This window comes from Sphingobium sp. BHU LFT2 (genome assembly GCF_018604485.1).
GTDB classification, from domain to species: domain Bacteria; phylum Pseudomonadota; class Alphaproteobacteria; order Sphingomonadales; family Sphingomonadaceae; genus Sphingobium; species Sphingobium yanoikuyae_A.
Map to the genome: position 1 here is coordinate 354,224 of NZ_JAFCGW010000001.1, position 14,635 is coordinate 368,858.

At 65.1% G+C, this 14,635-nt stretch carries 11 protein-coding genes and 1 tRNA gene; 6 read left to right on the forward strand and 6 right to left on the reverse strand.

From position 1 onward, the window contains the following. Positions 1–6: 6 nt before the first annotated feature. On the forward strand, positions 7–1,137 hold the full coding sequence (locus tag JQK15_RS01765) for an alkaline phosphatase (RefSeq protein ID WP_214863093.1): 1,131 nt from the start codon (positions 7–9) through the stop codon (positions 1,135–1,137). Positions 1,138–1,209: 72 nt separating this feature from the next. On the opposite strand, the gene JQK15_RS01770 is transcribed toward JQK15_RS01765, so the two are convergent. Next, positions 1,210–1,283 (reverse strand) — tRNA-Gly (locus tag JQK15_RS01770). A 113-nt stretch (positions 1,284–1,396) separates the two neighbouring features. Here JQK15_RS01770 and JQK15_RS01775 point away from each other — a divergent pair. The 4 genes from JQK15_RS01775 to JQK15_RS01790 all read left to right on the forward strand — a co-directional run bounded on the left by JQK15_RS01775 (position 1,397) and on the right by JQK15_RS01790 (position 7,064). Further along, the gene (locus JQK15_RS01775; RefSeq protein WP_214863923.1) at positions 1,397–2,386 is read left to right on the forward strand and encodes a LysR family transcriptional regulator; all 990 of its coding nucleotides are present in this window, start codon (positions 1,397–1,399) and stop codon (positions 2,384–2,386) included. A 200-nt stretch (positions 2,387–2,586) separates the two neighbouring features. Next, positions 2,587–4,764, forward strand: coding sequence for a TonB-dependent receptor (locus JQK15_RS01780; protein WP_214863094.1), 2,178 nt, complete (start codon positions 2,587–2,589; stop codon positions 4,762–4,764). Between the two features lie 164 nt (positions 4,765–4,928). Then, positions 4,929–6,047 (forward strand): DUF47 family protein, encoded by a 1,119-nt coding sequence (locus JQK15_RS01785; protein WP_010338330.1) that lies wholly within the window; start codon positions 4,929–4,931, stop codon positions 6,045–6,047. A 15-nt stretch (positions 6,048–6,062) separates the two neighbouring features. Continuing rightward, on the forward strand, positions 6,063–7,064 hold the full coding sequence (locus JQK15_RS01790) for an inorganic phosphate transporter (protein WP_004208257.1): 1,002 nt from the start codon (positions 6,063–6,065) through the stop codon (positions 7,062–7,064). Between the two features lie 73 nt (positions 7,065–7,137). Here the strand turns inward: JQK15_RS01790 and JQK15_RS01795 are convergent, their stop codons facing one another. After that, complete coding sequence (locus JQK15_RS01795; RefSeq protein ID WP_004208258.1) at positions 7,138–7,311, reverse strand: hypothetical protein; 174 nt, start codon at positions 7,309–7,311, stop codon at positions 7,138–7,140. A 140-nt stretch (positions 7,312–7,451) separates the two neighbouring features. Here JQK15_RS01795 and JQK15_RS01800 point away from each other — a divergent pair, with 140 nt between their 5' ends. Next, a complete protein-coding gene (locus tag JQK15_RS01800) occupies positions 7,452–8,867 on the forward strand; it encodes a helix-turn-helix domain-containing protein (RefSeq protein ID WP_214863095.1) in 1,416 nt (471 codons plus the stop codon). 89 nt (positions 8,868–8,956) lie between these two features. Here the strand turns inward: JQK15_RS01800 and JQK15_RS01805 are convergent, their stop codons facing one another. From JQK15_RS01805 to JQK15_RS27240, 4 genes are all read right to left on the reverse strand, one after another. Further along, a complete protein-coding gene (locus tag JQK15_RS01805; RefSeq protein WP_010338328.1) occupies positions 8,957–10,405 on the reverse strand; it encodes a hypothetical protein in 1,449 nt (482 codons plus the stop codon). Between the two features lie 32 nt (positions 10,406–10,437). Further along, positions 10,438–10,758 carry a hypothetical protein gene (locus JQK15_RS01810; protein WP_097385715.1) on the reverse strand — a complete coding sequence of 107 codons (321 nt, stop codon included), beginning with the start codon at positions 10,756–10,758 and terminating at the stop codon, positions 10,438–10,440. Between the two features lie 194 nt (positions 10,759–10,952). Further along, positions 10,953–13,361, reverse strand: coding sequence for a TonB-dependent receptor (locus JQK15_RS01815; RefSeq protein WP_214863096.1), 2,409 nt, complete (start codon positions 13,359–13,361; stop codon positions 10,953–10,955). Between the two features lie 382 nt (positions 13,362–13,743). After that, on the reverse strand, positions 13,744–14,577 hold the full coding sequence (locus JQK15_RS27240) for a cold-shock protein (RefSeq protein ID WP_097384332.1): 834 nt from the start codon (positions 14,575–14,577) through the stop codon (positions 13,744–13,746). Positions 14,578–14,635: the final 58 nt, after the last annotated feature.

Genomic DNA, 14,635 nt, shown 5'->3' on the forward strand with positions numbered 1-14,635 from the left:
ACGGCAATGACGATGCGATCGATCGGGATCATGCTGGCGGCGGGCGCAATGCTCGCCGCCGCTCCGGCGCAGGCCCGCAATGATGACGGGGCCGCGCCACAGCGCGCGCGCAACATCATCCTGTTTCTGGGCGATGCCGGCGGCGTGCCGACGCTGAACGCTGCGGGCATCATGGCGCATGACCGGCCGCAGTCGCTGTTCATCCAGTCCATGCCCCATGTCGGTCTGTCCGATACGTCGGCACTCGACAATTGGGTAACGGATTCGGCGGCGGGCATGAGCGCGATCATGACCGGGCACAAGACCAACAGCGGCATGATCTCCGCGCGGCCGGCGGCCGATGGGGCGATCACCCCGGTCAAGAGCTTCCTGGAATATGCCGAGCAGCGCGGGCTTTCGACCGGCGTCGTCACCAACATGCCGATCTGGGACGCGACCCCGGCCGCCTGCTTCGCCCATGTCGCCACGCGCAAGGACAAGGACCAGATCTTCCGCCAGATGCTGACGCCCCGCTTCGGCAATGGCGTCGACATCCTGATCGGCAAGGGGCAGGCCGATGCGGTCGCGTCCTTCGCCAAGGATGGCACCACGCCGCAAGCGGCCTTTGCCAGGGCGGGCTATCGGTTCGGGGACGATCCGGCACTGGTGAAGGATAGCGGCCGGGCGGCGGTGCTGCGCGATGCCGACTATGCGCCGATCCCGGCGGTCGAGGCGACGATCGGCCAGCTGGCGCGCAATCCCAAGGGCTATTTCCTGATGGTCGAATGGGACATGCACACCGACAAGCCGGAAAATGGCCTGAAGCATGTGATCGAGATGGACGAGATGATCCGCCGGGTGAGCGCGATCGCGGGCAAGGATACGCTGATCCTGTTTACCGCCGACCATAGTTTCGGCCTGCGCATGGCCAGCGGCAAGCGGAACGCGCCGATGGCCCAGCAATATGCGGCCGCCGCCGCCAAGCCGGGGGCAACGGTCGCCAATAATGCGATCATCGGCGTCGAGGACAGCCACACCGGCGAGGAAGTGATCGCCGCCGCCGCCGGGCCGGGCGCCGATCAGGTCCATGGCTTCTTCGCCAACACCCGCCTGTTCGACGTGATGCTGAAGGCGATGGGCTGGACGAAGGAGGATTGAAGGCCGCAGCGGCACCCGCCCCGATCCTGCGGATCAAGCTGTGGTGCCGCTGATATGTCGGGGATGACGGACTGGAGCGGGTAGCGGGGATCGAACCCGCATCACAAGCTTGGAAGGCTAGTGCTCTACCATTGAGCTATACCCGCCCGTCAGGTGACGCGCCCTGCCATCATTCACCGGGGCTCGTCAACAGCGCATTGATGGTAAATGCGTGAGAACGCCTCTTAACCCGGCCTCGTCTTTGCTCTATCGCTCGGCCATGACCAACCCGTCCCTGCGCCAACTCGACATTTTCGCGCAGATGGTGGCCGCGGGCAGCCTGACGCGCTGTGCCCAGACGCTGGGCGTTTCATCCGCCGTGATCGAGCGCGACATGGCGTCGCTGGAAATGCGGCTGGGCTATCGCCTGTTCGACGATATTCGCGGCGCGGCGCGGCTGACCCCCGCGGGCCGACGCACGGCGCAGGCCATGACCCTGCTGGCGCAGGACGACCCCGAGGATTGGGCCGAGCAAGCCGCGCCCGCCCCCACCCCGCAACCTGACCCATCACCGGCCCCGCCGCCCGCGCTGCCGGAATTACTGCTGGATGCGGATGCGCAATTGCCGTCGCTGCCGGCCGCGCCGCCGCCCGCCAATCGCGCCATCATCCTGGCGACGCCGGCGCCGGTGTTCGGCCATTTCCAGGATGCACTGACCGCGTTCGAGGCGGCCAATGACGATATCGCCATCACCCTGGACCTGAGCGTCCAGTCGGCGGTCGAGGCGGCGCGAGCGATCGAATCGCTGCGCGCCGACATCGCCTATTTCTATGCGCTGGAGGAGCCGGCCGGCTTGTCGTCGCGCTATGGCTGGTCGGAACAGGTCAATCTCTATGCCGGGGCCGACCATCCGCTGGCGCGCGCGGGCAGCGTGTCGCGCGGCGACCTGACCATCACGCCGCAACTGGCGGTCGATCCACGCAACGGGCTGCGCCCGATCATCGATGCGGCGCTGGCGCGCGGCGGCGCCCGGCTGGGCCCGGTGATGCTGGAAACCGACAATATGTTCGACATCATCACCGCCCTGCGCGAAGGCGCTGGATGTTTCGCCGCCTTTGGCCCGATGGCGCGCGACCTGGGGCGGATGAGCGGCATTCGCCGGCTGGCGCTGGACGTGCCATTGCCTGCCATCGAGGTGCGCCAGACCGTCAACGAACGATCGCTGTCGCGCCCCGGCGTGCAGGCGCTGGCGGATTTCCTCTTCCTCTGAGCAGAAAATGATGGCGGAATTGCGCGACTGATCCGTCTTGGCGGCGGGTAATATGCGGCGCGCCATGCCGTGCAAAAATGCAACAGTTGGTGGTGAATGCGGCAGAAACGGCCTTCATTTCGCCGATCGTATATTGATATGATGTATCATGACCGATACGCGAAGGCCGACCCACATATTCTGCAAGGATAAAAAGCCTGATGCTTCGTTCCCCGTCGCTGCGCGCCGGCTGTGCCCTCACGGCCCTTTGCCTGGCCTGGCCCGCCGCCGCCCAGACCGTAGCCCCCGCCGACACCCAGGCCGATGGCAGCTATCATGACCCGCGCAGCGACATCGTCGTCACCGCCCTGATCCCCCGCAGCCAGGGCGACATTTTGTCCGGCACCTCGATCGTCACCGGCGAGGAACTGACCCGCAGCCTGCGCCCGACCATCGGCGAGACGCTGGCGCGCCAGCCCGGCGTGTCGGCCACCTCCTTTGGCCCCAACGCATCGCGCCCGATCCTGCGCGGCTTCCAGGGCGAGCGCGTGCGCATCCTGACCGACGGCATCGGCAGCTTCGACGTGTCCAACACCTCGGTCGACCATGCGGTCGCGATCAACCCGCTGACCGCCGACCGGATCGAGGTGCTGCGCGGTCCGTCCGCCCTGCTCTATGGATCGTCGGCGATCGGCGGCGTGGTCAATGTGATCGACAGCCGCATCCCGCGCCGCGTGCCGGACGAGGCGATCCATATCGACGCGATCGGCACCTATGGCAGCGCCGCCAACGAACGCAGCGGTTCGGGCGAGATCGAGGTGCCGCTGACCGAGAATTTCGTCGTCCATGTCGATGGCAGCTACAGCAAGACCGACAATCTGCGCACCGGCGGCTATATCCTGTCCAAGGCGATGCGCGAGATCGCCGCCGCCTCCGACGAGGAGGAGATCCAGGACAATGCGCGGCTGAAGGGCAAGCTGGCCAATACCGCGGCGGAAGTGTGGGAAGTCGCCGGCGGCTTCGCCTATATCGGCGATGGCGGCAATCTGGGCATGTCGATCTCGCACAGCGAGAACACCTATGGCGTGCCGTCGCGCCTGGAAGTGGCCGAGGAGCATGGTCATGACCATGACCATGATCACGAACATGACCACGATCATGAGGAAGAGGGCCACAGCCACGAGAATGTGACGCTGGCGATGAAGCAGACCCGCGCCGACCTGCGCGGCGAGGTCGCGGTCAATGGCGGCTTCCTCGACAGCATCCGCCTGCGCGCGGGCTGGGCCGATTACCAGCATCAGGAAATCGAACCGTCGGGCGAAGTCGGCACCACCTTCAAGAACCAGTCGATGGAGAGCCGGCTGGAATTCGTCCAGGCCGACCGCAATGGCTGGCAGGGCGCATCGGGCGCGCAGTTCTTTACCCGTCGTTTCCAGGCCGATGGCGAAGAGAAGTTCCTGCCCAAGAACCAGACCGACCAGTTCGGCCTGTTCACGCTGCAGTCGCTGGACCTGGGCGACACCCGCCTGGAAGCGGGCGCGCGCTATGAACATACCAAGCTGCAGTCGGACCCGGATGCCGACCTGTTTGCCGAGGCCAGCCAGCGCAGCTTCAACGCCCTGTCCGGATCGCTGGGCATCAGCCAGGCGATCATGCCCGGCTGGCGCGTGGGCCTGAACCTGTCGCGCAGCGAGCGCGCGCCGTCGGCCGAGGAGCTGTTCGCGCGCGGCAATCATGCCGGCACCCAGGCGTTCGAGCTGGGCAATCCCGATTTCGGCAAGGAAAAGAGCTGGGGCGTGGAAGGCACGCTGCGCGGATCGGGCAATGGCTACAGCTTCAGCCTGGCCGCCTATCATAACTGGTTCAGCGGCTTCATCTATGAAAGCGTGGTCGACGACAGCGTCTGCGAGGCGGCCAATGGCGGGGCCGAGATGGAATTCCCCTGCTATGCCTATGCCCAGGCCGATGCGCGCTATTATGGTTTCGAAGCCGAAGCGTCGGTGAAGCTGGCACAGGTCGGCAGCTATGCGATCAACATCGACGGCGTCGCCGACTATGTCCGCGCCACGATCAAGGGCAATGGCCCGGCGCCGCGCATTCCCCCGCTCCGCCTGCTGGGCGGGATCGAGGCGCAGGGCGCACGACTGAGCGCCCGCGCCGAGCTGGAACATATGTTCGAGCAGGATCGCGTGACCGATTTCGAGACGCCGACCGATGGCTTCACCATGGTCAACGCATCGATCTCGTTCAAGCCGCTGGCCGGCAATGATCGCACCACGCTGATGCTGTCGGCCAACAATATCTTCGACGTAGAAGCCCGGCGCCATGCCAGCTTCCTGAAGGATTTCGCCCCGCTCGCCGGGCGCGACATTCGCCTGACGGCGCGCATCTCGATCTGATCCGCCTCCCGGCCTCGCCCAGCGGGGCGCCGGTCGCTCCCTTCGCCTGCCCCTCTGGGCGAAGGGAGCGATTGCAAAAAATGACATTTTCGTTACATAGCGCCGATGGAACGCGCTGCGGCAGAGCATGAGGATTCGGGCAGGCCGCCCGTAAGCCGCCGGTAATGCGCCAGATTGCCGCTCTCCCCTATACCAGCGACCCGATCGACGGGTCGATGCAGATCCTGCTGATCACGTCGCGCGACACCGGGCGCTGGGTGATTCCCAAGGGCAATCGCATCAAGGGGCTGGCCGGCCATCGCGCCGCGGAAGTCGAGGCGTTCGAGGAAGCGGGCATCCATGGCATCGCCTGTCCCGCGCCGATCGGCCGATACAGCTATGACAAGCGCAAGCGCAGCGGCAAGTCGCGCGAGGCGAATGTCGAGGTTTTTCCGCTTGCCGTGACCGGCCATCTGACGCAATGGCCCGAAAAAGGGCAGCGCGAGCTGCGCTGGTTTTCCGTCGCCGAAGCCGCAAAGGCCGTCGACGAACCCGAACTGCAATCGATCATCGCGGCTTTCCGCGAACCGCCCGCCGATCCGGGCTGGTTCCTCCGGTTGCTGCTGTCGATCCGCGAGAAGCAAAGTGAAAGGACTGGAATGCTGCGCTGGTTTCACGCGCTGATGCCCAAGCAGGGGCGTTTCTTCGAGCAATTCGAAGACCATGCCGCGACCCTGGTCGCCGGCGCCGACGCCCTGGCCAAGCTGCTCAAGGGCGGCCCGGACATGGACGCGCATATCAAGGAGATTTCGGACCGCGAGCATGAGGCGGACGACATCATCCGCGAAGTGCTGCAGGACGTCCGCCGCATCTTCGTCACCCCGTTCGACCGTAGTGCCATCACCGGCCTGATCGGCGTGATGGATGACGCGATCGACCAGATGAACCAGACCGCCAAGGCGATCGCGCTCTATGAGGTCAAGGATTTCGCGCCGCAGATGCAGGACATGAGCGCGCTGATCGTCGAATGCGCGCGGATCACGGCGGAGGCGATGCCGCTGCTGCGCTCGCTCAACATCAATTCGGCGCGCCTGCACGAGCTGACCGAACGGCTGGTCAAGCTGGAAGGCCATGCCGACATATTGCATGAGGCGGGCCTCAAGGCCCTCTACAGCCAAGCCCGCGCCGGCAACCCGATGGACTTCATCGTCGGCAACGAAATCTACAGCCATCTGGAAAAGGTGACCGACCGGTTCGAGGACGTCGCCAACGAGATTTCCGGCCTGGTCATCGACCACGCCTGACAGGCCTGACCGGATATGGAAGCCCATCTCGCCTTCCCGCTGCTGATCGCGCTGATCGGCGTTGCGCTGCTGTTCGACTTCCTGAACGGCCTGCACGACGCCGCCAACTCGATCGCGACCATCGTGTCGACGCGGGTGCTGAAACCCCAATATGCGGTCGCCTGGGCCGCCTTCTTCAACTTCATCGCCTTCCTCTTCTTTGGCCTGCATGTCGCCGAGACGGTGGGCAAGGGCATCGTCAGCGCCGACATCATCGACGCCTCGGTGATCTTCGGCGCACTGATGGGGGCGATCGCCTGGAACCTCATTACCTGGGGTCTGGGCATCCCCTCCTCCTCCAGCCATGCGCTGGTCGGCGGCCTGCTGGGCGCGGGCACGGCCAAGTCCGGCCTGTCGGCGATCGTGTGGAGCGGCGTGTTCAAGACCAGCGCGGCGATCGTGATCTCGCCCGCCGTCGGCCTGTTCCTGGCGCTGATGCTGGTACTGGCGATCAGCTGGATCTTCCGCAAGTTCACGCCGCAGGGCGCGGACCGGGTGTTCCGCAAGCTGCAGCTGGTGTCCGCATCGCTCTATTCGCTGGGCCATGGCGGCAATGACGCGCAGAAGACGATGGGCATCATCGCGGTGCTGCTCTATTCACAGGGGCTGCTGACCGGCGGCTTCCATGTGCCGATGTGGGTGGTGCTGAGCTGCCAGGCGGCGATGGGCCTGGGCACGTTGCTGGGCGGCTGGAAGATCGTCCACACCATGGGATCGAAGATCACCCGCCTGACCCCGGCGCAGGGCTTCTGCGCGGAAACGGGCGGCGCGATCACCCTATTCATGGCGACCCATCTGGGCGTACCGGTATCGACGACCCACACCATCACTGGCGCCATCGTCGGCGTGGGCGCGTCCCGCCGGCTGTCGGCCGTGCGCTGGAACGTCGCGTCGAGCATCATCGTCGCCTGGGTCGTGACCCTGCCGGCGGCGGCCGCGATCGGCGCGCTGTTTTATGGCCTGACGCGTTTGTTCTGATCGGAACAGGCCGAGACAAGAAAAAGGGCGCGGGAGTGATCCCGCGCCCTTTCTCGTTCAGGCACTCCGCCGGTCAGGCAACGCGGCCGAGGCGGTGGTAGAGATTGGCATATTTGACCGATTCCGGCTGGTCCTGCACTTCCTTGAGATAATGGGCGATGGCGGTGCGGATCAGGCCGAAATCCTCCTGGCTGAAGACCGCGCGCGAACGGGCGGGCTGGGGCGCTTCCATCGTATCGGTCGTCATCTTCCTGTCCTTCCTGCCTTGTGGCTGTGCTGGTTGATGACAGCGATATTGACAGGTCGAAGGCAAAGCGGAAGGGCGATGAGTGGCCGCAAGTCACGCCGCGACTTGTTCATATTGTCAAATCATGACAATATGACCTTATGGCAGATGTGACCGACCGGAAGCTCTATCTCGGCCCCAAGCTGCGCGTGCTGCGCCGCGAACTGGGACTGAACCAGACGCGCATGGCCGAGGAACTGGGCGTGTCGCCCAGCTATCTCAACCATCTGGAGCGCAACCAGCGGCCGCTGACGGCGCAGATGCTGCTGCGGCTGGCCAATACCTATGACATCGACATTCGCGACTTCACCGCCAGCAGCCAGGATGGCGCGGCGAGCGACCTGGCTGAGATATTGTCCGACGCGCTGGTGCGCGACATCGGCATCGCGCGCGACGAAGTGCTGGAGGTGGCGGAAAATTATCCCGGCGTCAGCGAGGCGATCGGCCGCTTCTACCGCGCGCTGGCCGACTTGCGCCGCCTGCCCGAGCAGATGCAGGCGAGCGGGCGCGGCGCCGCCCCTGCCCCGTTGGTCGCGCCGGTCGACTGGTGGCGCGAGACGGTAGCCAAGGCCGGCAATCATTTCGCCGAAATCGATGCGGCGGCCGAAGGGATCGCCGCGCAGCTGGAGGAAGATCCGGCGCTGTTGCAGGCCGGGCTGCGCGCGCGGCTGAAGGAACGGCACGGCATGGCGGTGCAGATGGTGCGCGCCGATGTGCTGGCCGGGACGGTGCGTCATTATGACATGCACCGGCGGCGGCTGATGCTGAGCGAGCGACTGTCGGCATCGGGGCGACTGTTCGCCATGGCCTATCAGCTTTGCGCACAGGAGATGGCCGACCTGATCGCGGCACAGGTGACGCGCACGGCGCCGCCGGACGAGGACAGTCGCCGGCTCGCTGTCATTGCGCTCACCAACTATGCCGCCGCGGCACTCATCATGCCCTATGACCGGTTCCGCCAGGCGGCGGAGGCAAGCCGGCACGACCTTCCCCTGCTGCGCGCGCGCTTCGGCGTGTCGACCGAGCAGCTGGCGCACCGGCTCACCAGCCTCAACCGCACCGGCGCGCGCGGCATCCCCTTCTTCATGGTGCGGATCGACCGGGCGGGGATCGTGTCCAAGCGCTTCGATGGCGAGGCCTATCCCTTTGCCCGCTATGGCGGCACCTGCCCGCGCTGGGACGTGCATGCGGCCGACGCGCCCGATATCGTGCTGTCGCAGCTGATCGAGACGCTGGACGAGCGGCGCTTCCTCACGCTGGCGATCGCCCTGCCCCGCGCCGATGGCGCGCGCGGGCGACAGGTGATTGCGCTGGGCTGCGAGGCGAAACATGCCGGGCGGATCATCCATGCCGATGGCATCGATACCGAGCGCGACGACGCGGTGACGGTTGGGCCGACCTGCCATCTGTGCGAGCGGCGCGATTGCCCGGACCGGGCGCTGCCGCCGGTGACGCGCGCGCTGGACCTGCACAGCTATGAGCGGACCGCCAGCCCCTTCCCGTTCCGGCGGGTATGATGGGCGCTCCGCCCCGCCCCCATCACTGAGAGGGGCCCCGGCCGTCACCGGGATGAAGGGGGTGGAAACGGAGCGCCTGCCGCCAACCCTCAGGCTGCTACGGGTCTGGGTTGGGGCGATCGGGCGGAGCGGTTCTTCACGCGGCGCATCGGCAGGTTGCGGCAATGGCGCTTGAAATAGACGATCTCCAGCAGGGTCGGCCAGATTTCGAGCGAGGAGCGGATCAGCCCGACCTCGTCATCGACCATGCGACTGACATTCTGCTGGAAGAAATCCGGCTCGAAATCATAGAAGGTGCGTGACAGGCCGGCGGCAAAATGGCCCAGCGCGTCGCGCCGCTCGGTCGTGCGCGCGTCGGCCATGCTCTTGAGCACCCGGTCATGCAAGGCGCGGGCGCTGTCCAATATCTCTTCGCTGTCCTGCAGGCTGACCGCGCCGTCATAGTCGAAGGCGATCGACCATTCGTCGGTGCGCTTGAGGCTGGTGCGGATCTTGCGCTTGAGCAGGCCGCAGATCGCCTCGTTGAACACCTCCGACGCCAATGGATTGCGCATATAGCTGTTCTTGATGTGGGTCTGGGCGGAATCGACATGGGCCGAGACCATGTTCGACTGCTGGATCCAGAGGCGATAGATATAGTCCTCGAACCGCAAGCGCGTCGGGAAGAAGGGCGGCAGGCCGGTGCGATTGTCATAGCCCGCAACGCCGCAATCCATTCGCCAGTTGAGATTGGTGAGGCAGGGGCGGAAATTGACCAGCACATAGGTGTCGTTGAGCCGTTCGGCATCGACCTCGTCCGGATCGTCGAGGAACATGTCGACGAAATCGACCGCGTCGATGTCGTTGGTTCCGGTGCGGAAGGTCTGCGCCATCTTCACCACCGCCGATCGGGGCAGCCGCCCTTCCTGCAGGGTCAGGCTGTTTTCCCGCGCGAAGCCGAGCGAATTGTTGGATTCCAGATCCATGGCGCTGTCGATCACCAGTTCGCCCTGGTCGTAATTGGCCGGCGCGTCGGCCACCGTCTTGCCCAATATGTCGCGGAAGGACTGGAGGATGTCATAGGATTTGCGGCAATGGCCATTGGCACCGCGCGGGATGGTCTTGCCCCGGCTGATTTCCCGTTCGCCCAGCGTTTCCGGGCTGTCCTCGATCAGGGCATAGGGGCGCATGTCATCGTCGGCGCTGACCATCAGGTCGCCCAGCGTATACATCAGGGTGAAGTTGCGATTGCCGCCATAGCTGGGGCGGAAGAGGTTGCGGACCAGCACGTCGAGCTTGCGGTCGCGCAGCCGCTTGCAGATGTAGGAGACGAACTGCTCCTTTTCGGCGGGGCCGACATACCAGAGGTCGTTGACCGTCTTTGTCGCCTCCAGCGCGCCGAAATATTTGTCATGATTGGCGACCGAGGAATCATCGAAGACGATGATCGGCGCGGTCTGGCCGCTGCGGGCGAAATTTTCGTCATAGGCCTCGACGGTCGCGCCGACGTCGCGCAGGCGATAGGTCGGGATCACGAAATGCAGGTCGCGTTCGCTCACAAATTTGTCCTTTGAGGATTTGGGAATGGGGGTCAGTCGCGCCGGGCGCGGGCGGCCAGAAAGGCCGCGAGCGGGGCGCGATCTTCGGCCAGGATCAGGGGATCGCGATGACCGTCGCGCTGCGCCTGGCGCCGGTCGAGGTCACGGCGCCAGCCATCGCGCAGGCGCACGCCCTGGCAGAGCAGCAATATGCCGAGGCTGGCGAAGCTGAAGCTGGCGAGGGCCAGCGCCATTTCCAGCGGCGCCGATGCCGGGCCGTCCAGGGTCAGGGCGCGATGCAGCAGCGAACTGCCGGCCGCCGCGCCGACGAGCAGCAGGCCAAGGCCACGCCAGGCGAGATCTCGCCGGGTCATGATGCCCGGCTCCGTTGCCATGCCGGAGGAGCCAGGGTGGCGCGCGGCCGGATCGACAGGCGTCCGGTGCGCCCGGCATCAGCAGAGGCGGCAGGAGGAGGTCGGTGGGTCATGGGACAAGGGACTTAATGGCCCCCGTCGGTCAAATTCCAGCCGACCTCAGCGCATCTTCCATAGTATTTGCATAGGGATGATCAGCGGCCGCCCAGCAGGCCGCTCTTCACCGTCAGTTGCAGCATCACCGCGCGCGGGGCGCCGAGCGAACCCAATATGTCGCCTTCGCGCACGACATTGGTGCCGGTGCCGGCCGCGCTCGCGCCCACCACCGATCCGCCGACGATGATCAGCTTGTTGGTGAGGTTGCGGCCGATCAGCGACAATTCCCAGGGCTTGCCCGCGCCGCCATTGATCGAGAGGGCGGCGTTGAGCTGGATATAATCATCCTGCAGCGTCCTGGGGTTGCCCTCCGTCTGGGTGACATAGGCGCTGCTGTAATTGAAATCGACCGACAGCGATCCGCCGAGCCGGTCGGCGAAACTATGGTCATAGGTGAAGCCGCCGGTGATCGCGATTTCGGGCGCGCGGAACAGGCGTTGGCCGGTCTGGTCCTGATTCTGATAGGGATTGGCCGCCGTGCCCCAGGTCGATTGCGGCAGATTGGGGTTAAGCGGATTGAGATTGCAGCCCTGGGCGATCGACTGGCCCGCATAGCAGCCGCCGATGAAATCGGTGTAGCGGGCGTTGTTGTAGGCGATCGCCGTGTTGAACGTCAGGCCCGCCAGCGTGCGCGGCCGGATGATGAGGCTGAGTTCCGCCCCCTTGATCTCCGCCCCGCCCGCATTCTGGGTCAGCTGGGTGAAGGAGGCATTGTCGTAACGCGAGAGCTGGAGCCCGCTATATTTATAATAATAGCCGACCAGATCGTAGAGGATCTGGCGATCGGCGACATAGCCCTTGGTGCCGATCTCGCCGCCCTTCGCGGTCATCTGGTCATAGGACAGGTCGATCGCGGCGCGGCTCTGGTCCGCATCGGTGCGCAGCCGCGTCGGCACGGTGTTGAAGCCACCCGAGGTGAAGCCCTCGCGATAGGCGGCGTAGACGGTGCGGTCGCTGTCGGGGCGCCAGGTGAGCGTCACGTCGGGCGAGAAATCGGTATAATTCTGCTTGGGGCCGAGAATCTGGATCGGGCTGCCGAGCGAGGTGCCGGTCAGCGACTTGTCTTCCCAGCTATAGCGGCCGCCAACGGCCAGTTCGAGCCGCTCCACGATCTTGTAGCGCAGCTGGCCGAAGACCGAGGTCGCCTTGGTATGAACGTCATAATAGGTCGATCCGACCACGAAGGGCGTGCCGAAATTGGTGGTGAAGGCCTGACGCGTGAGGAAATGGGCATCCTGGAAGAAACCGCCGACGAGGAAGTTCAATGGCCCGTCATAGTCGGAGGCGAGGCGGAGTTCCTGGCTGAAACCCTTGGCGGTGATGTCGTTCGACGCGCCGAAATAGGGATTGTTGGAAAAGGTGAAGCTGTCGACCGAACGTTCGCGCAGCCGGTAATAGCCGGTGACCGAGGACAGGGTGTAGGCGTCGCCCAGATCCTGGTCGATGCTGAGCGAGGCGAGGAACTGCTTCGACTTCATGAACGGCACGCCGTCGCCATAGCTGGGATCGCTGGCGGCGGTCGCCGGCGCGAGGATGGCGTCGTAGAAATTGCGGTTGAGCGTGCAGTCGGTCGAGCCGTAGCGACTGACGCCGGCGGGGCAGTAGATGATCTGGCTGAGGCCGGTGGGGCCGACGCCGTCCCGTTCGCGCTGGCCATAATTGACCTTCGCCTTGATCCGGGTCGATCCGCCCGCATCATAGGCGAGCGTGCCGCGGACGAAGACATCCTCGGAATTGAGGCTGTCGGCGCCGCGCCCCGGCGTGATGCCGGCGATCGGTTCGGCGACGTTGCGGAACCAGCCATCCTCCTTGGAATAATAGCCTACGACGCGGGCGGCGAGACCGTCGGTCAGCGGCACCGAGGCGCTGGCCTCGACAAAGCGCTGGTCGGCCATGAATTCATAGCCGGTGCGCAGCTTCGCCTCGAAATCCTTGCCCGGATCCTGGGAGATGAGCGAGACGATGCCGCCTGGGCTGTTCTTGCCATAGAAGAGCGCCTGCGGCCCCTTGAGCACCTCGACCCGGCCAAGGTCGATCTGGCCGAGGCGAATGGCATTGCCATAGCTGATCGGCACGCCGTCGAAATTCAGGGTCACGGCGGTTTCGGTCGAGGGGTTGGAGATGCCGGCGCCGATGCCGCGCAGGTTGATCGAGCCGCCGACCTGATTCTGCGATTCGGCGATGACCAGTTGCGGCACCTGCTGGCTGATCGCCTGGAAGCTGGTGGTGGCATAGCGTTCGATCTGGTCGGTCGAGAGGGCCGAGACGGCAACCGGCACGTCGATCAGCCGCTCGTCACGCTTGCGGGCGGTGACGATGATCTCCCCTGCCCCGGCGTCAGCCTGGGGCACGGGTGCGGCGCTATCCTGCGCCTGTGCGGTTGCGAGCATCAGGGCCGGGCCGGCAGCGACAGTCGCCAGCAGACGGCCGATCAGGGCCTGCTTCATATCATCCTCCCATTGGGTCAGGCCTTGTCGACAACGCCGCAAGGCTCATTCCATTCAGGACGATTATGATCCGAGGCTAATGGCCAGGCAAATTCGCCGAATCGATCGAATTGGCCAATATTTATCAGGAAAACATGCAGATCAACATGTTGATCAATTGCACATAAGCGCCGAATTTACGGCATTTTTAATCCGAATATCATCGGACATTTCTGTCGATATTCACGATCCATGCGCCGCATCACGGCGCATCGCTTTGACGATATATGAGATCTGCCGGCTGATCGAGATGAACGGCAAAAACGAAAAAGGGGCCGCCGGGCAGGCGACCCCCTTCGATATTCCTGTCACGTCGCCCGTACGGCGAACGGGCGACGGCCGATCAGTCGGCCTTGGACTGGAGATTGACGGCCGCGTACTTGCCGCGACGATCGACTTCCAGTTCGAAGTCCAGACGGTCGCCCTCGTTCAGGGCGCCCATGCCGGCGCGTTCGACAGCACTGATGTGGACGAAAGCGTCCGGCTGGCCGTCATCACGCTGGATGAAGCCGAAGCCCTTCATGGCGTTGAAGAACTTGACCGTGCCGCTGGCGCGTTCGCCGGTCAGCTGACGCTGCGGGCCACGCTCTGCACCACCGAAACCACCGGCGCGGGGTTCGCGCGGTTCACGCGGCGGCGCACGATCGGTCACGGGGAGCGGTTCGCCGTCGATGACCAGATCGGTCGCCGACACCTTGCCACCACGATCCACCAGGGTGAAGCCGAGCGGCTGACCTTCGGCCAGACCGGTCAGGCCGGCCTGCTCGACCGCGCTGATGTGAACGAACACGTCTTCGCCGCCATCGTCACGAACGATGAAGCCGAAACCCTTCTGGCCGTTGAAGAACTTGACGACACCCTTGCCTTCGCCAACGACCTGGGCCGGCATGCCGCGACCACCGCCGCCGCCGCCACCAAAGCCGCCACCGCCGCCGCCGAAGCCACCGCGGCCACCGCCGCCGAAACCGCCGCCGCCGCCGAAGCCACCGCGATCACCACCGCCGAAGCCACCACGACCACGATCACCACCGCCGAAGCCGCCACCGAAGCCGCCGCGGTCACCAAAGCCACCGCCGCCGAAGCCGCCGCCGCTGCCCTGGTCGTAGAAATTGTCGTCGCCGAAACCGTCGCGCTTGTCCTTGCCGCGCCCGCCGCGGCGCCCTCTGTCAAAACTCATGCCCTGTTAGTCACTTTCGCTTCGCCCCAAGACACATTGGACAAACATGTCGGGCGAA